Source organism: Nonomuraea endophytica (assembly GCF_014203235.1).
GTDB classification, from domain to species: Bacteria; Actinomycetota; Actinomycetes; order Streptosporangiales; family Streptosporangiaceae; genus Nonomuraea; species Nonomuraea endophytica.
The window spans coordinates 122,637-141,600 of record NZ_JACHIN010000014.1; the positions used below are offsets into that span (position 1 = coordinate 122,637).

Consider the following 18,964-nt stretch of genomic DNA (forward strand, 5'->3'; position numbering starts at 1 on the left):
GAGTCATGGGTTCACAGTTCGTTGTCGATGAGCGCGAAGATCTCCTCATCGGAGGCGGCGTCGATCTTCTCGACCATGCCGTCGGCGTCGTTCTGGCCCGTGCCGTACCTGGCGAGGGCGGTCTGCAGGATCGGGACGAGCCGTCCGCGGATGGCGTCGCCCTCCCCGTTGGCGCTGGTGAGCATGGCCTCGACGCGCTCCAGTGCGCCTTCCAGCACGTCCTCGGGCGAGGGCGTCTTGGGGGCGAGCGTGCGGAACAGGTAGTCGGCCAGGGAGGTCACGGTCGGGTGGTCGAAGACGAGCGTCGCGGGCAGCCGCAGGCCGGTCTCGGCGTTGAGCCGGTTGCGCAGCTCGACCGCGGTGAGCGAGTCGAACCCGAGCTGGCTGAAGGCGGTGCCGACGTCGATCTGGTCGGGGCTGGCGTGCGCGAGCACGGCCGCGACGTGCGCGCGGACGGTGGCGGTCAGCAGCCGCAGGCTCTCGGCGTGCGGGAGCGCAGCCAGCCGCTCGGCCAGCCCGCCCCCCGCCGTCGCGTTCGACGCGGTACGGCGGGGCGCCCGCACCAGCCCGCGCAGCACGGCCGGAAGGTCGTCGTTCTCGGCCCTGGACCGCAGCCCCGCGGTGTCCCAGCGGACCGCCACGACCACCGGCTCGTCGAGGGCCAGCGCCGCGTCCAGCAACTCCAGCCCCTGAGTGGAGTCGAGCGGGGCGACGCCGGAGCGGGCCAGCCTGCCCCGGTCGGCGGCGCTGAGCCCGCCGGTCAGGTCGGTGGAGGTGTTCCAGAGTCCCCAGGCGATGGAGACGGCCGGCAGTCCCTCGTCCCTGCGCAGTTCGGCCAGCGCGTCGAGGTAGGTGTTGGCGGCGGCGTAGTTGCCCTGACCGGCGTTGCCGAGGATCCCGGCCAGCGAGGAGAAGAGCACGAACGCCTTGAGGTCGCGGTCCTTGGTGAGCTCGTGCAGGTGCCAGGCCGCGTCCAGCTTGGGGGCGAAGACCCGGTCGATCCGCTCCGGCGTCAGGCCCTCGATCGTGGCGTCGTCCAGGACTCCGGCGGTGTGCACGACGCCGGTCAGGTCCGCGATGCCGTCCACGACCGTGGCCAGCGCCCGCCGGTCGGCCACGTCGCAGGCGAGCACCTCGACCCGGGCGCCCAGCTCCTCGAGCGCCGTGCGGAGCTCCTCCGCTCCCGGTGCGTCGATGCCGCGCCGGGACAGGAGCACCAGGTCGCGCACTCCGTGCCGCTCGACCAGGTGGCGGGAGATCAGGCCGCCCAGACCGCCGGTCCCTCCGGTCACCAGGACCGTGCCCGAGCCGATGGGCTCCGGCTCCCCGGCGGTTCTGCGGGCCACGCGCGGGGCGAACAGCTTGCCGGCGCGCACCCGCACCTCCGGCTCGCCGGTCGTCAGCACCCGCTCCCAGTCGGCGAAGCCGTCCGGGACGTCGGCCAGGACGAACCGGCCCGGCTGCTCGGTCTGCGCCGTCCGCACCAGGCCCCGGACCACTGCGGCGTCCAGGCCACTCGGCGCGAACACCACCTGGTGGTCCTCGCCCGCCACCGCCGCCAGCACGCGGGCGGTCAGCTCGCGGGGAGTCCCCTCGGACAGGGGCACCACCTTGAACGTGCCGGCCGGGTCGCCCGTGGGCGTGATCTCCACCCAGTCCAGGCCGTAGGGAGCGACCTGGGCGGCGGCCGGTCTCGGTGCGGCCTGCCGTACGCGGAGGGAGTCGATCGAGAAGACCGGGTGACCGGCGGCGTCCACCGCCTCGATCCCGGCGTCGTCGGCGCCGCGCGGCGTCAGCCGTACACGCAGGAGGGAGGCCTGCGCGGCCGACAGGCGCACGCCGCGGAAGGCGAACGGCAGCCGCAGCGCGCCCTCCTCCGCCGCCAGCACGAGCGGGTGGAAGGAGGCGTCCAGCAGCGCCGGGTGGATGCCGAAGCCGGTCACGTCCACCCCGTCAGGGGCGCTGACCTCGGCGAACAGCTCATCGCCCGCGCGCCACATCGCGCTCACACCCTGGAAGGCGGGCCCGTACTCGTAGCCCTGGGCGGCCAGGCGCTCGTAGGCCACCTCCACCGGCTGGGCGCCCTCGGGAGGCCAGGCGGCCGCCCAGCCGGGAGAGGCGGGTCCGGTGACGGCCAGGGCGCCGGAGGCGTGACGGACCCAGGCGTCGCCGGTCTCGGAGAAGATCGTGATGCCGCGCCGGGCGTCGGTCTCGGCGGAGACGACGACCTGGAGGCGGGCGGTGCCGGTGAGGATGAGCGGGGCCTCGATGACCAGCTCCTCGACCAGCTCGCAGCCCGAGGCGGCGGCCGCTTCGAGTGCCAGCTCCGCGAAGGCGGCGCCGGGCAGCAGGACGCCGCCCTCGACCGCGTGGTCGGTCAGCCAGGGCGCGGCCTTGGCCGACAGCTGACCGCTGAGCACGAACCCGCCGTCGGCCACCGGCACGACCGCGTTCAGCAGCGGGTGCTCGGAGCCGTCCACGCCGGGGACGCGTCCGGGCCGCGCGCCGCCGTCCAGCCAGTAGCGCTGCCGGTCGAAGGCGTAGGTCGGCAGGTCCACGTGCCGGAACGGGGTGGCGGCGAGCGCGGCGGCCCAGTCGACCTCGGCGCCCAGCACGAACGCCTGGGCGAGCGCGGCCAGGAAGCGCCGCCAGTCGCCCGCGCCCCTGCGCAGGGTGCCGCAGATGCCCGCGGCCTCGTTCATCTCGGCCACGTCCGCCTGGAGCACCGGGTGCGGGCTCACCTCGACGAACAGCGGCGCTCCGCTGACCGACCCGATCGCCTGCCGGAACAGGACCGGGTTGCGCACGTTCTCGAACCAGTAGCCGGCCGTCAGCCGCTCGGTGTCGATGAAGTCCCCGGCCATCGAGGAGCAGAACTCGATGTCGGTACGGCCCGGCCGTACCTCGCCCAGAAGGGCGGGCAGCTCGTCGCGCAGGATCTCGATGTGCGGCGTGTGCGAGGCGTAGTCCACCGCGATCCTGCGCGCCCGGTAAGGCTCCTCCCAGGCCGCGGCCACCTCGTCGAGCGCGTCCACGTCACCGGCGACGACGCATCCGCTCGGCCCGCTGTCCACGGCGATCCACAGCCGTCCCTCGTACGGCGCGGCCAGCTCGCGGACCCGCTCGGACGGCAGCGCGACGGAGAGCATGCCGCCGGTGCCGCCGAGCCGCTCGACGATGACCCGGCTGCGCACCGCGACGATCCTGGCGGCGTCCTCCACCGAGAGGACCCCGGCGACGCACGCGGCGGCGATCTCGCCCTGCGAGTGGCCGACGACCGCGGCGGGCTCGACGCCGAGCGAGCGCCAGAGCTCGGCCAGCGCGCACATCACCGCGAACAGCACGGGCTGGATGACGTCGGAGCCGGTCAGCTTCTCGCCGGAGCGCAGCACGTCCTCCACCGACCAGCCGGTGTGCGGCTTGAGCGCCTCGTCGCAGGCGCGCAGCCGCTCGCGGAAGACCGCGCTGGACTCCAGCAGTTCGACGGCCATGCCCGGCCACTGCGAGCCCTGGCCGGGGAAGAGGAAGATGGTGCGGGCCGCGGCGGCGAGTCCCTCCACGACGGCCGGGTGCGGGGCTCCGGCCGCGAGCGCGTCGAGGCCGGCGAGCAGCTCGGGACGGTCAGCGGCGATCACGACGGCGCGGTGGGCGAACCTGGCCCGGCGCGCGAGCACCGGGCCGGCGGCGGCCAGGTCGGCGAGCGTCGCGGTCGCCGCCCGCCCGCGCAGCCTGGCGGCCTGGGCGCGCAGCGCGCTCTCGGTCTTGGCCGAGACGACCCACACCAGCGGCGCGTCCGTCTCGGGGGCCGCCTCCTCGTCGGGGCCGCGCTCCAGGATCAGGTGCGCGTTGGTGCCGCTCACGCCGAAGCTGGAGACGCCGGCGCGCGGCGGGCGCTCGCCCTCGGGCAGCTCGACCTCGTCGACCAGCACCCGCACGCCGCCCTGCGACCAGTCCACGTGCGGGGTCGGCTCTGCCACGTGCAGCGTGCGCGGCAGCACCCGGTGCTCCAGCGCCTTCACCATCTTGATCACGCCGCCGACCCCGGCCGCCGCCTGGGCGTGCCCGAGGTTCGACTTGAGCGAGCCCAGCCAGAGCGGCCGGTCGTGCGGCCGCATGCGTCCGTAGGTGGCCAGCAGGGCCTGCGCCTCGATCGGGTCGCCGAGGGTGGTGCCGGTGCCGTGCGCCTCCACCGCGTCCACGTCGTGGAGGTCGAGGCGGGCGTCGGCGAGCGCCTGCTCGATCACGCGCTCCTGGGCGGGCCCGCTGGGGGCGGTCATGCCGTTGCTGGCGCCGTCCTGGTTGACCGCGCTGCCGCGCACGACGGCCAGGATGCGGCGGCCGTTGCGGCGCGCGTCCGACAGGCGCTCCAGCAGCAGCACCCCGGCGCCCTCCGCCCAGGCCACCCCGTCGGCCGTGGAGGAGAACGCCTTGCAGCGCCCGTCGGGCGACAGCGCCCGCTGGCGGGAGAACTCCACGAACGGCACCGGCGACGGCATCAGCGTCACGCCGCCGGCCAGGGCCAGCGTGCACTCGCCCCGGCGCAGCGCCTGGGCGGCGAGGTGGATGGCGACCAGCGAGGAGGAGCAGGCGGTGTCGATGGAGATCGACGGGCCCTCCAGGCCGTAGACGTAGGAGACGCGGCCGGACAGCACGCTGGCCACCGAGGAGGTGAACAGCGTGCCCTCGATCGCCTCGGGCGAGCCGTCGAGGAAGCGGTTGGAGTAGTGCTCGTACATCACGCCCGCGTACACGCCGGTACGGCTGCCGCGCAGCGTCCCGGGGTCGATCCCGGCCGCCTCGAACGCCTCCCAGGTGGCCTGCAGGAACAGCCGGTGCTGCGGGTCGGTGCCGAGCGCGTGGCGCGGGCTGATGCCGAAGAACGCGGCGTCGAAGTCGAACGCGTCGGGGATGAAGCCGCCGTTGCGGGTGTAGCTCTTGCCGATGGCGTCAGGGTCAGGGTCGTACAGGTCATCGAGGTTCCAGCCGCGGTCCTCGGGGAAGTCCCCGATGGCGTCGCGGCCGGAGCGCACGAGCTCCCACAGTTCCTCGGGGCTGCTGACGCCGCCGGGGAAGTGGCAGGCCATGCCCACGATGGCGATGGGCTCGTGGCGACGGCTCTCGTCCTCGGTCAGGCGCCTACGGGTCTCCGCCAGTTCGACGGTGGCGCGCTTGAGATAGTCGCGGAGCTTGTCCTCGGTACCCATCGCTCGGGCCTTTCCTGTCATGGTTCACAGTTCCTTGTCGATGAGTGCGAAGATCTCCTCATCGGAGGCGGTGTCGATGTCGACGCCCTCGTCGTCATTGCTCGCGGTGCCCCCGAACCTGGTCAGGCCGCTCTGCAGCACGGCGACCAGGCGGCCGCGGATGTCCTCGCCGTTGTCCTTAGCTGTGGTGATCATGGAGCCGACGCGTTCCAGGACTCCGCGCAGCAGGTCCTCGGGCGACGGGGTGGCGGGTGCCAGGGTCTCGTGCAGGTACTTGGCCAGCGCCGAGACCGTCGGGTGGTCGAAGATGAGCGTCGCGGGCAGCCGCAGGCCGGTCTCGGCGTTGAGCCGGTTCTGCAGCTCGACCGCGGTGAGCGAGTCGAACCCGAGCTGGTTGAAGGCGCTGTCCACGTCCACGTGGTCGGCGCTGGCGTGGGCGAGCACCGCGGCCACGTGGCCACGGACCGTCGTGGTGAGCAGCCGCATGGCCTCGGACTCCGTCAGCGCCGCGAGCCGCTCGGTGAGCCGCCCCGCCCCCTTCTTCTGCGACGGGGTACGGCGCGGCGCCCGCACCATCCCCCTGAACAGGGGCGGCAGGCTGCCGTCCTCGGCCCTGGCGCGCAGCCCGACCATGTCCCAGCGGGCCGCCACGACCACCGGCTCGTCCCCGGCCAGTGCGGCGTCGAACAGGGCCAGCCCGTGCTCGACGCCGAGCGGGGCGACACCGGCGCGGGCGAGCCTGGCGATCTCCATGTCGGTGAGCTCGCCGCCCATGCCGCCGTCCCAGAGCCCCCAGGCGATGGAGACGGCGCGCAGTCCCTCGGCTCTGCGCTGCTCGGCCAGCGCGTCGAGGTAGGTGTTGGCGGCGGCGTAGTTGCCCTGTCCGGCGTTGCCGAGGATGCCGGCCAGTGAGGAGAAGAGCACGAAGGCCTTGAGGTCGCGGTCCTTCGTCAGCTCGTGCAGGTGGTGGGCGGCGTCGAGCTTGGGGGCGAAGACCCGGTCGATGCGCTCGGGCGTCAGCCCGTCGATGGTGGCGTCGTCGAGGACGCCGGCGGTGTGGACGACGCCGGTCAGGTCCTTGATCCCGTCCACGACCGTGGCCAGCGCCCGCCGGTCGGCCACGTCGCAGGCGACCACTTCGACCCGGGCGCCGAGCTCTTCGAGCGCCGCCTTCAACACCGCGGCTCCCGGTGCGCCGGGGCCGCGCCGGGACAGCAGCACCAGGTCACGAACCCCGTGCCGCTCGACCAGGTGGCGGGAGATCAGCCCGCCCAGGTCGCCGGTCCCGCCGGTGACCAGGACCGTGCCGGAGCCGAGCGTGACCGGCCCCTCCACGGACCGGCGCACCAGGCGGGGGGCAAGCACCTTGCCGTCCGACACCCGCACCTGCGGCTCGCCGGTCGCCAGCACCCGCTCCCAGTCCTCGAAGCCGTCCGGCACCTCCGCCAGGACGAACCGGTCGGGCTGCTCGGTCTGCGCGGTCCGCACCAGGCCCCGCACCACCGCGGCGTCCAGGCCACGCGGCGCGAAGACCACCAGGCGCTCTTCCCCGGCCATCGCGGCCAGCGCCCGTGCGGTCAGCTCGCGCGGCGTGCCCTGGGCGAGCGGCACCACGGTGAACTCGCCGACCGGCTCGCCGGCCGGCGCGACCTCCACCCAGTCCAGGCCGTAGGGCGCGGGACCGGTCGAGTTGCCGCCGAGCGCGCCCGCCGCCACCGCGCGGATGCGCGCGGACTCCAGCGCGAACACCCGCCCGCCCGAGGCGTCGGCCGCCTCGATCGAGCAGCCGTCCTGGCCCTCGCGCAGCAGCCGCACCCGCAGCGCCGTCGCCCCCGGACTCACCAGCCGCACGCCGCGGAACTCGAACGGCAGCCGCAGCTCCGCCGAGGGCGCGCCGATCAGCAGCACGTGGAACATCGCGTCGAACAGCGCCGGGTGGATCCAGTGGCCGGTCACGTCGAGCTCGCCCACCGCCACGTCGGCGAACAGCTCATCGCCGGAGCGCCACAGCGCGCGCACACCCTGGAACGCGGGCCCGTACTCGTAGCCGGCGTCGGCCAGCGGACCGTAGGCCACCTCGACCGGCTCGGCGCCCGGCGGAGGCCAGGTCGCCGCCCAGTCGCAGGCGGCGGGGGCCGCGGGCTCCGGTGACAGGGTGCCGCGCACGTGGCGGGTCCAGGGGGCGTCGGGGTCGGCCGCCGGGCGGGAGTGGACGCGGGCCTGCCGTACACCCTGGTCGTCCGGGGCGTCGGCGACGACCTGGACGGTCACGCCACCGCGTTCGGTGAGCACCAGCGGCGCCTCGAAGACCAGCTCCTCGATCTGGCCGCCCGCTTCCAGCAGCAGGTCGACGAAGGCCGCGCCGGGCAGTACGGCGACGCCGTTGACGGCGTGGTCGGCCAGCCAGGGCGAGTCGGCCAGCGAGAGGCGGCCGGTGAGCACGCTCACGCCGTCGCCGGCCACGTCGAGCGCGGCGCTCAGCAGCGGGTGGGTGACCTCGCGCAGGCCGGTCGCGCCCAGGTCGGCGACGCGGGCGGGCGGGTCGAGCCAGAAGCGCTCGCGGTCGAAGGCGTAGGTGGGCAGGTCGACGGGGGCGCCGTGGCCGGTCAGCGTGGACCACTCGACGTGGGCGCCGATCACCCACGCCTGCGCGAGGCAGGTGGCGAGGGCGTCGGGTTCGGCGCGCTGGCGGCGGCTGAGCGTCAGGACGGCGGCCTCGCGGCCCTCCAGGCAGTCGTGGGCCATCCTGGCGAGCACGGCCTGCGGGCCGATCTCCAGGTAGGCGTCGGCGCCGAGCGAGTCCAGCCGCTCGATCATGGCCTGGAACTGGACCGCGCGGCGGATCTGGGCCAGCCAGTACTCGCGGTCGGCCCACGAGCCGCCGTTGAGGTTGGTGGCGAACTCCAGCTTCGGCTCGGCGAACTCGACGTCCTCCAGCACGGCGGCGAAGGGAGCCAGCATCGGCTCCATGAGCGGCGAGTGGAAGGCGTGGCTGACGGCGAGCCGGTGGATGCGCCGGCCGAGGTCGGTCCACTCCTCGGCGACCGCCAGGCAGGCGGCCACCTCGCCGGAGATGACCACGCTCTTGGGCCCGTTGACGGCGGCGAGGCCGATCAGGTGCTCCTGCCCGGTCAGCGACGAGGCGATCTCCTTGGCCGTGGCCTCGATCGCGACCATCGCGCCCGGGGTGTCGAGTCCCTGCATGAGGCGGCCGCGGGCGGCGATCAGCCGGGCGGCGTCGGGCAGCGACCAGACGCCGGCCGCGTAGGCGGCGGCGAACTCGCCCACCGAGTGCCCGGCGACGATGCCGGGGTGCACGCCGAGCGACTCCAGCAGCCGGAAGGCGGCCACCTCGAAGGCGAACAGCGCGGGCTGCGTGTAGGAGGTCTCGTTGAGCAGCTTGGCCTCGGGGGTGCCCGGCTCGGCCCACATCACCTCGCGCAGCGGGCGGTCGAGGTGGCGGTCCAGCTCGGCGCAGACCTCGTCGAGCGCCTTGGCGAAGGCCGGGAATGCGGCATACAGCTCGCGGCCCATCCCGTGCCGCTGGCCGCCCTGGCCGGTGAACAGGTAGGCCAGCTTGAGGTGCTCCTTGGCCACGCCTTCCACGACCTCGGCCGGGGACTCGCCGCGCAGGTGCCCGCCGAGCCCGGCCAGCAGCGCCTCACGGTCGCTCCCGAGTACGGCGACGCGGTGCGTGAAGGCGGCGCGGCGGGTGACCAGCGAATGGGCCACGTCCTGGGCGCCGGTCGCGGGCCGGTCGAGCACGAAGTCACGCAGCCTGGCCGCCTGCCCGCGCAGCGACTTGGCCGTCTGCGCGCTGAGCGCCCAGACCAGCGGGCCCTGACCGGCCTGCCCGGTGGCGGGGACGGGCTCCTGGGTGTATTCCTCCAGGACGGCGTGGGCGTTGGTGCCGCTGATGCCGAAGGCCGAGACGCCCGCGCGGCGGGGCCGCTTGTCGTGCGGCGCCCACTCGCGGGCCTCGGTGAGCAGCTCGACCGCGCCCGCTGACCAGTCCACGTGCGGGGTCGGCTCGGCCACGTGCAGGGTGGGCGGCATGACGCGGTTCCGCAGCGCCATCACGGCCTTGATCACGCCGGCGACTCCGGCGGCGGCCTGGGCGTGCCCGATGTTCGACTTCACCGAGCCGAGCCACAAGGGCTGATCCGCCGCACGATTACGTCCATATGTGGACAAAATGGCCTGTGCTTCGATCGGGTCGCCCAGCTTGGTGCCGGTCCCGTGCGCCTCGACCACGTCCACGTCCGCCGTCGTCAGCCTGGCGTCGGACAACGCCTGCGCGATCACCCGCTCCTGGGCGGGCCCGCTCGGGGCGGTCATACCGTTGCTCGCGCCGTCCTGGTTGACGGCGGTGCCCCGGATGACCGCGAGGATCGGCCGGCCGTTGCGGACCGCGTCCGACAGGCGCTCCAGCAACAGCACCCCGGCGCCCTCGCCCCACGCCACCCCGTCGGCGGTCGAGGAGAACGACTTGCACCGGCCGTCCGGCGACAGCCCCCGCTGCTTCGAGAACTCCACGAACGTGTCCGGCGGCACCAGCACCGTCACGCCCCCGGCCAGCGCCATCCCGCACTCGCCGTTGCGCAGCGCGCGTACCGCGAGGTGGACGGCCACCAGCGACGATGAGCAGGCGGTGTCCACCGAGATCGACGGGCCCTCAAGACCGAACGTGTAGGAAACCCGCCCCGACAGCACGCTCGGCGTGCTCGAGGTCAGCAACAGGCCCTCCACCGACTGCGGGATCGCGCCGTGGGTGAACCTGACCGAGTAGTCGTTGTACATGCACCCCGCGTAGACCCCGGTACGGCTGCCGCGCAGCGTCGCCGGGTCGATCCCGGCCCGCTCGAACGCCTCCCACGACGCCTCCAGGAACAACCGCTGCTGCGGGTCCGTGGCCAGCGCGTTGCGCGGGCTGATCCCGAAGAAGCCGGCGTCGAAGCTCGCCACGTCGTGCACGAAACCGCCGTGCCTGGTGTACGACTTGCCGGGAGCCTCCGGGTCCGGGTCGTAGACGTCCTCGTCCCAGCCCCGGTCGGCGGGGAACTCGGTGATGGCGTCCACACCGGACCTGACCAGGTCCCACAGTTCCTCGGGGCTGGACACCCCGCCCGGATAGCGGCAGGCCATCCCCACGATCGCTATCGGCTCGTGGCTGCGCGCCTGCGCGTCCGCCAGGCGCTGCCTGGTCTCGGCGAGTTCGACCGTGGCCCGCTTAAGGTAATCGCGGAGCTTTTCCTCAGTTGCCATGATCGGGTCCTTCCGCCATGCTCCGGTTGTCGATCAAGGCGAAGATCTCCTCGTCGGAGGCCGAAACGATCTTCTCGGCGGCGCCGTTCGCCGCGGTGCCACTGCTGCCGAACCGGGAGAGGGCGCTCTGCAGGATGGCGACCAGCCGTCCCTTGATCCCCTCGCCCTCCCCGTTGGCCGCCAGCAGCATCGACTCGACCTTCTCCACCGCGCCGCGCAGCGTGTCCTCGGGCGAGGGCGTCCGCGGGGCCAGGGACTGGAACAGGTGCTCGGCCAGCGCGCTGACCGTCGGGTGATCGAAGACGAGCGTCGCCGGCAACCGCAGCCCGGTGTCGGCGTTGAGTCGGTTGCGCAGCTCGACCGCGGTGAGCGAGTCGAAGCCCAGTTCGTTGAACGACTTGTCCACGCCGACGCGGTCGGCGCCGCCGTGCCCGAGCACCGCCGCCACGTGCGAGCGGACCAGGCCGGTCAGATGGTTGCGCGCGTCCGGCTCGGCCATGACGGCCAGCCGCTCGACCAGCGCCACCGGCCCGGCCGCGGACGCCGTGCCGTTCCTCGTGGAACCGCCCTTCTCCGCGGTACGGCGGGGCGCGCGCACCAGCCCGCGCAGGATCGAGGCGAGTTCCCCCGCCTCGGCCCGCAACCGCAGCGCCGCGGCGTCCCACCGGGCCGCCACGACCACGGCCTCGTCGGCCGGCGCGGTCAGGATGGCGTCGAAGAGTTCGAGGCCCTGCTCGGCGGTGAGGGCGGCGACACCGGCGCGCGACATCCGCACGACGTCGGCGCCGGACAGCTCACCGGCCATGCCGGTCTCCCACGCGCCCCACGCCACCGACACCGCGGGCAGCCCCAGGGCGTGGCGGTGCTCGGCGAGAGCGTCGAGGAAGGCGTTGGCGGCGGCGTAGTTGGCCTGCCCCGCGGTGCCGATCACACCGGCCACCGAGGAGAACAGGATCAGCGGACGGTCCCCGGCCAGCTCGTGCAGCCGCCACGCGGCGTCCGCCTTGGGCGCGAGCACGGTGTCCAGTTGCGTGGCCGACAGTCCGGCGACGGTCGCGTCGTCCAGGACCGCGGCCGTGTGCACGACCCCGGCCAGCTCCGGAATCCCGCCGACCAGCCTGCCCAGCGCGTCCCGATCGGAGACGTCGCAGGCGGCGATCGTGACGCGGGCGCCCAGCGACTCCAGCCGCCCGGCCAGCTCGGCCGCGCCGGGCGCGTCCGGGCCGCTCCTGGAGACCAGCACCAGGTCACGCACGCCGTGCCGGGCGGCCAGCCGCTCGGCCACCAGCCCACCCAGCGCCCCGGTGCCACCGGTGACCAGCACGGTCCCCTCGGCCAGAGCACTCGCCGGTGTTTGGTCGGGATCGGGAGCGAGGGCCGCTGTGTGGTCGGGAGCGGGGGCCGGCGAGCCCGGGTCCGCCGTGCCCGGGCCCGCCGGCGTCGCGCCCGCCGGACCCCCGGTCCGTCGGGTCAGGCGGGGAACCTGGAGGCTGCCGCCTCGGGCCCGCAGCTGGGGCTCGTCGGTGGCGGCCAGCAGTTCCCAGTCGGTGAAGCCCGCGTCCACGTCGGCCAGCGCGAACCGGCCGGGGTGCTCGGCCTGGGCGGAGCGCACCAGCCCCCACAGGGGCCCGGTGACGACCGCGGGTCCCCTGGTCACGAAGACCATCCGGGACTGCCAGAACCGCTCGTCGCCCACCCAGCCCTGCACGAGGTCGAGGGCCTGGTAGAGGGCGTCGTGCACGGAGTAGGGCAGGTCATCGGCGTCCGGCTCGAACGGGACCAGCACCGCCCCCGGCGCGTCCACGCTCATGTCGGCCAGCGAGGCCAGGTCGTAGTAGCGCTGCCCGCCGACCTCGTCGGCGAAGGCGTCGTAGCCGACCGTGGCCCAGGTGACGGCGTCGCGCTCGGGCTCGGGCACTTCCGTCCAGGTGACCGTGTAGGTCTCGGCGGCCGGGGCTGCGCCGGTGCGCGGGACGGCGCGCAGGGTCAACTCAGCCGTGGCGATCGGGGCGCCGGATAGGTCGTGCACGGTCAGGACGTGACGGTCCTGGCCCTGGGGCGTCAGCCGTACGCGGAGGGTGCGCGCGCCGCCGGTGCTCGCGTGCACGCCGCTCCACGAGAACGGCAGCAGCAGCGTGCCCGGCTCGCCCCCGGCGTCCAGCACCAGCAGGTGGAGGGCGGCGTCGAGCAGCGCGGGGTGCAGGGTGAACCGGTCGGCGCCCTCGCTGACGTGCTCGGGCAGCTCCACCTCGACGTAGGCGTCCTCGCCCGCGCGCCAGGCGGCACGAAGGCCCTGGAAGGCGGGGCCGTATCCGTAGCCGCGCTCGGCCAGCCGCTCGTAGGCGTCGTCGAGGTCCACACCCGTGGCGTCGGCAGGCGGCCACACGGTCAGCGACTCAGCCGTTGCGGGGGTGCTGGTTGACAGGGCGCCGGTCGCGTGGCGGGTCCATGGCGCGTCGGGGTCGCCCGCCGGGCGGGCGTGGACGGACAGGTCGCGGTGGCCGCCCTCGTCAGAAGCGCCGACGGTCAGCTGGATCTGGACCGCCTCCGTGGCGGCCAGACGCAGCGGAGCCTCCAGCGTCAGGTCCTCGACGGACGCGGCGCCCACCGTGGCCGCGGCCTCCAGGGCCAGCTCCACGAACGCGGTGCCCGGCAGCAGGACCGTGCCGTCCACGGCGTGGTCGGCCAGCCACGGGGTGGCGGCGAGCGAGAGCCTGCCGGTCAGCAGGTGCCCGTCGCCCGCCGCCAGCTGAACGGCCGCGCCGAGCAGCGGGTGGCGGGTGGCGTCCAGGCCGGAGGTGGACACGTCGGCGCCGGCCGTACCGTCGAGCCAGTAGCGCTGCCGCTCGAACGGGTAGGTGGGCAGCTCGGCTAGGGGGCCGGTGCCCAGGGCGGCGGGCCAGTCGACGCGGGCGCCGAGGACGTGCGCCTGGGCCAGCGCGGTGAGCAGGCGGGCACGCCCGCCGTCGCCGCGCCGCAGCGTGCCGGTGGCGCCGCCGGGGCGGCCGGCGGCGGTCAGCGTGTCCTGGACGTGGCCGGTCAGCACCGGGTGCGGGCTGGTCTCGACGAACAACGGCGTCCCCGCGAACGACTCCACCGCCTCCTGGAAACGGACGGGGTTGCGCAGGCTCGTGTACCAGTACTCGGCGGTCAGCTCGGTGTGCTCCACCGGGCCGCCCGCGTAGGAGGAGCAGAAGGCGACCTCGCCGGCGCGCGGCGCGATGCCGTCGAGGGCGGAGAGGATCTCCTCGCGCAGCGCCTCGATGTGCGGGGTGTGCGCGGCGTAGCCGATGGCGACCCGCCGGGCGTTCAGGCTCTCGCCGTGCGCGGCGGTGAACTCCTCCAGCGCGTCGGCGTCCCCGCCGACCACACAGCTCTCCGGCCCACTGTGTACGGCCAGCCAAAGCCGGCCCGCCCACGGCTCGATCAGCTCGCGCCCCCGCTCGGCCGGGACCGGCAGGGCGGTCATGCCGCCGCGGTCCCCGAGCCGCATCAGGGCCCGGCTGCGCAGAACCACGACCTTGGCCGCGTCCTCCAGCGACAGGGCGCCGGCCACGCAGGCGGCGATGATCTCGCCCTGCGAGTGCCCGACGACCGCCGAAGGCTCGACGCCCAGCGAACGCCACACCTTCGCCAGCGCCACCATCACCGCGAAGAGCACCGGCTGGATGACGTCCGAGCCCTCCAGCTTGCCCTCGGCGCGCAGCGCGTCCTCGACGGACCAGCCGGTGTGCGCCCTGAGTGCTGCGTCGCAGCGGCGCAGCTCGGTGCGGAAGACCTCGTCGGAGTCCAGCAGTTCGACGGCCATCCCGGCCCACTGCGAGCCCTGGCCGGGGAAGACGAAGACCGGCTGGACGTCCCTGTCAGCGACGCCGGTCACGAGCGCGGCGTGCGGCGTGCCTTCTGCCAGCGCGTCCAGGGCGGCGAGCAGTTCGCCGCGGTCGCGGGCGACCACGACGGCCCGGTGGGCGAACCCGGACTTCCTGGCCAGCGCCCGTCCGGCGGCGGCCAGGTCAGACGTTCCGGCGGCGACCTCACGCAGCTGAGCCCCCTGGGCCCGCAACGCGCTCTCGGACCTGGCCGACAACACCCAGGCCAGCAACTCCTGCCCAGCCGGCGACGCGGTCTCCGGGGCGTCCTGTTCCGGGCCGATGGGCGCGGGTTCTGGGGTGGTGGGGGCTTGTTCGATGATCAGGTGGGCGTTGGTGCCGCTGATGCCGAAGCTGGAGACCGCGGCCCGCAGCGTGCGGCCCTCGGGCAGGTCCACGGGTGAGGTCAGCAGCTTGACGTTCCCGGCCGACCAGTCCACGTGCGGGCTGGGCTCGTCGGCGTGCAGGGTGCGCGGCAGCACCCGGTGCTCCAGCGCCTGCACCATCTTGATGACGCCGCCGACTCCCGCCGCGGCCTGCGTGTGGCCGAGGTTCGACTTGAGCGAGCCGAGCCACACGTCGTCGTAGACCGACATGACGGACTCGGCCTCGATCGGGTCGCCGAGCGTGGTGCCGGTGCCGTGGGCCTCCACGACGTCCACGTCGGCGGAGGTCAGGCGGGCGTCGGCCAGCGCCTGGCGCATGACCGCCTGCTGGGCCAGCCCGCTGGGCGCGGTGAGGCCGTTGCTGGCGCCGTCCTGGTTGACCGCGCCGCCCCTGATGACGGCGAGCACGGGGTGGCCGTTGCGGCGGGCGTCGGACAGGCGCTCCAGCAGGAGCATCCCGGCGCCCTCCGCCCAGCCGGTCCCGTCGGCGTCCGCGGAGAAGGCCTTGCAGCGGCCGTCGCGGGCCAGCCCGCCCTGGCGGCTGAACTCCACGAACATGCCGGGCGTCGACATCACGGTCACCCCGCCGGCCAGCGCCATCGTGCACTCGCCGCGGCGCAGCGCCTGCGTGGCGAGCACGATCGACACCAGCGACGACGAGCAGGCCGTGTCCGTGGTGAGCGCCGGGCCGCGCAGGCCGAGCGTGTACGCGATCCGGCCGGAGACCACGCTCAGCGCGGTGCCGGTGAGCAGGTGGCCGTCGGCGACGCCGCCGGACAGGTGCAGCCGGGGACCGTAGTCGGGCGCCATCGCGCCCACGAACACGCCGGTCGCCGTGTCACGCAGCTCGGCCGGGTCGATCCCGGCGCGCTCGACCGCCTCCCAGCTGATCTCCAGCAGGAGCCGCTGCTGCGGGTCCATGGCGGCGGCCTCGCGCGGGCTGATGCCGAAGAAGCCGGCGTCGAAGCGGTCGGCGTCGTGCAGGAAGCCGCCGTGGCCGGTGTCGCTGGTGCCCGAACGGTCCTGGCCGGTGGCGAACAGCGCCGCCATGTCCCAGCCCCGGTTCGCCGGGAACTCGGTGATCGCGTCGGTGCCCTCGCTGACCAGCTTCCAGAGGTCGGCGGGCGTGGCCACGCCACCCGGATACCGGCAGCCCATCCCGACCACCACGACCGGGTCGTCGTCAAGCCGCGCCCGCTCCTGAACGGTCGCCCGCGGCGCCTCCCGCGCCAGCAGCGCGCGCAGGTGGTCGATCAGCTTCTGCGGGGTCGGGTGGTCGAACAGCAGGCTCGTGGGCAGCCGCAGCCCGGTGATCGAGCGCAGCCGGTTGCGCAGGTCCAGCGCGGTGGCGGACTCGACGCCGAGATTCTTGAACGTCCTGGAAGGCTCGATCCCGGCGGCGTCCTCGTGCCCGAGCAGCCCGGCGAGCGTGGCCAGCACCAGCTCCCGGACATCCCCGCCAAAGCCCGCAGCCTCACCAGCGTCCGCGTGGGAAGCGCCGTCGGCGTGGAGAGCACCGTCCGCGGAGTGAGCACCGTTCGCGTGGTGAGCGCCGTTCGTTTCGCCTGATGTGTGCGAGCGCGTCCCGCCGTTGAGAGCCGCGGCTCTTCCCGCCGGTACGGCAAGCCGGTGACGCCGCCGCTGGAACGGGTAGGTAGGCAGGTCGACCAGCCGCCCGCCCCCGCAGGGACCGGCCCAGTCGACCTCGGCGCCCCCCGCGTAGGCCTCGGCCAGCGACCGCATGACCCGCTCCGCCCCGCCGTCGTCGCGGCGCAGGGTGCCGACGGCGGACACCTCGCGCCCGGCGGCCTCGGCGGTCTCGCTGACCCCCGACACCAGCACCGGATGCGGGCTGCACTCCACGAAAACCCCGGCTTCGTGCTCCAGCGCGACCCTGACCGCCTGCCCGAAGCGAACGGGCCGCCGCAGGCTGGCATACCAGTAGGAGGCGTCCAGCTCGGCGGTGTCGATGGGGCGGCCGGTGAGCGTGGAGACGAAGGTGGTGCACGTGGATGCGGGCCGTACCGGGGCGAGGGCGGCGAGGACCTCGTCGCGGACCTGCTCGACCTCGGCGGAGTGGGAGGCGTAGTTGACCGGGATGATCCGGCTGCGGTACTCGGGCAGCCGGGACTTCAGCTCGGCGAGCGCCTCGTGCGGGCCGGAGACGACGAAGGACGTGGGCCCGTTGACGGCGGCGACGGCCAGGTGCCGGGAGATGCGCGCCATCGTGCTCTCGATCACGCCGAGTGGCGCGGCCAGCGACATCATGCCGCCCTTGCCGGCGATCCCGGCGATGGCCTTGCTGCGCAGCCCGACGACGCGGGCGGCGTCCTGGGCTGACAGGGCGCCGACGGCGGTGGCGGCGGCGATCTCGCCCTGGGAGTGTCCGATGACCAGGTCGGGACGGAGTCCGTGCGACTGCCAGAGCGCGGCCAGGCCGGTCATGACGGCCCACAGCGCGGGCTGGACCACGTCCACCCGGTCGAGGCCGGGCGCGCCGGGCTTCTCGCGCAGCACGTCCATGAGGTCGTAGTCGGTGAAGGGGGCGAGCGCGAGCGCGCACTCGGCGACCCGCTCGGCGAAGGCGGGCGAGCCGGACAGCAGCTCGCGGGCCATGCTCGGCCACTGGGCGCCCTGGCCGGGGAAGACGAAGGCGGTGCGCCCGGCGCCGGTGCCGGTGACGGCGGCGTCGTGCGGCAGGCCGTCGGCCAGCGCGCGCAGCGCCTCCTGCTTGGCGGCGCCGAGCACCACCGCGCGATGCTCGAAGCCGGCGCGGCTGCGCACCAGGCTCCACGCCACGTCGGCCGGGTCGGCCTCGACCTCGGCGAGCTGCTTGGCCAGCTCCTTCAGCGCGCCAGGGGAGCGTGCGGAGAACACCCAGGGGGCGCTGCCGTCGGACTCCGTGTGGACGGGCTGACGCCGGGAGCCGCCGATGCTGAGGCGTGGCGGCTCGGTGACGAGCAGGTGGCAGTTGGTGCCGCCCATGCCGAACGAGCTCACGCCGGCGACCAGGCGGCGCGCGGACCACGGGAGGGTCTCGGGCACGACGCGCAGGCGCAGCGAGTCGAAGGGGATCTCCGGGTTGGGCGTCTCGCAGTGGAGGCTGGCGGGCAGTTCGCGGTGCTTGAGGCTCAGCACGACCTTGAGCAGCCCGGCGATGCCCGCCGCGCCCTCCAGGTGGCCGATGTTGGTCTTCACCGAGCCGACCAGCAGGGGCTCGGTGGCCGGGCGGGCCTTGCCGTACACGGAGCCGAGGGCGGTGGCCTCGATCGGGTCGCCGACCTTGGTCCCGGTGCCGTGAAGTTCCACGTACTGCACGGCACCGGGCGCGACCCCCGCCTGAGCGCAGGCCAACTCGATGACCTCGGCCTGCGCCCGGCTGCTGGGGACGGTCAATCCCTCGCCGCCGCCGTCGTTGTTGACCGCGCCGCCCAGGATCACCGCGTGGATGACGTCCCGGTCGGTTACGGCCGCGGCGAGGGGCTTGAGCACGACGAGTCCGCCGCCTTCGCCGCGTACGTAGCCGTTGGCCCGCGCGTCGAAGGTGTGGCAGCGGCCGTCGGGTGACAGCGCGCCGAACTCGCCGATGGCGTTGGTGGTCTCGCCCAGGAGGTTGAGGTTGACGCCGCCGGCGACGGCCAGGCCGATCTCGCCGCGGCGCAGGCTCTCGCACGCCATCTGGACGGCCACGAGCGAGGAGGACTGGCCGGCGTCCAGGGTGAGGCTCGGGCCGCGCAGGCCGAGCAGGTAGGAGACCCGGTTGGCGATCATCGCCCGGTTGGCGCCGGTGTAGCCGTGGCGGCCACCGGCTCCCAGGGCCGCGAAGTCGTTGGAGATCGCGCCCAGGAACACGCCCGCCGCGCTGCCGCGCAGCTCCGCGGGCAGCACCCGCGCGTTCTCCAGGGCCTCCCAGGCCAGTTCCAGCACCAGACGCTGGTGCGGGTCCATGGCCGCGGCCTCGTTCGGGGAGATGCCGAAGAACGCGGCGTCGAAGCCCTCGACGTCCTCCAGGAATCCGCCGAAGCGGTAGCCGGCGGCGTTGGGCCACCGGTCCTCGGGGGCCGGGGTGACCGCGTCCACTCCATCACGCAGCAGGTGCCAGAACCGGGCCGGGTCGGCAGCCTGAGGGAGCCTGCAGGACATGCCGACGACGGCGATCCCAGCCAGCTGATTCGACTCACCAACCATCAATGCGCCACCTCAAGCCGGGGTATTGAATATTCGCGACTATTGGCCAGTA

At 74.3% G+C, this 18,964-nt stretch carries 3 protein-coding genes; all 3 read right to left on the bottom strand.

Features of this window, described 5'->3' with window-relative positions; genetic code table 11:
* Positions 1–11: 11 nt before the first annotated feature.
* Genes HNR40_RS40535 through HNR40_RS40545 form a run of 3 tightly spaced genes read right to left on the bottom strand, consistent with a single transcriptional unit; the run spans position 12 to position 18,912 of the window.
* Complete coding sequence (locus HNR40_RS40535; RefSeq protein ID WP_184971180.1) at positions 12–5,204, bottom strand: type I polyketide synthase; 5,193 nt, start codon at positions 5,202–5,204, stop codon at positions 12–14.
* A 24-nt stretch (positions 5,205–5,228) separates the two neighbouring features.
* On the bottom strand, positions 5,229–10,469 hold the full coding sequence (locus tag HNR40_RS40540; RefSeq protein WP_184971182.1) for a type I polyketide synthase: 5,241 nt from the start codon (positions 10,467–10,469) through the stop codon (positions 5,229–5,231).
* On the bottom strand, positions 10,459–18,912 hold the full coding sequence (locus HNR40_RS40545; RefSeq protein ID WP_281395752.1) for a type I polyketide synthase: 8,454 nt from the start codon (positions 18,910–18,912) through the stop codon (positions 10,459–10,461). Before HNR40_RS40545 ends, HNR40_RS40540 begins: the two co-directional genes overlap by 11 nt.
* Between the last annotated feature and the right edge of the window lie 52 nt (positions 18,913–18,964).

Coding starts and splice junctions, on each gene's coding strand:
- HNR40_RS40535 (WP_184971180.1), bottom strand. CDS start 5,204: ATGGGTACCGAGGACAAGCTCCGCGACTATCTCAAGCGCGCCACCGTC.
- HNR40_RS40540 (WP_184971182.1), bottom strand. CDS start 10,469: ATGGCAACTGAGGAAAAGCTCCGCGATTACCTTAAGCGGGCCACGGTC.
- HNR40_RS40545 (WP_281395752.1), bottom strand. CDS start 18,912: ATGGTTGGTGAGTCGAATCAGCTGGCTGGGATCGCCGTCGTCGGCATG.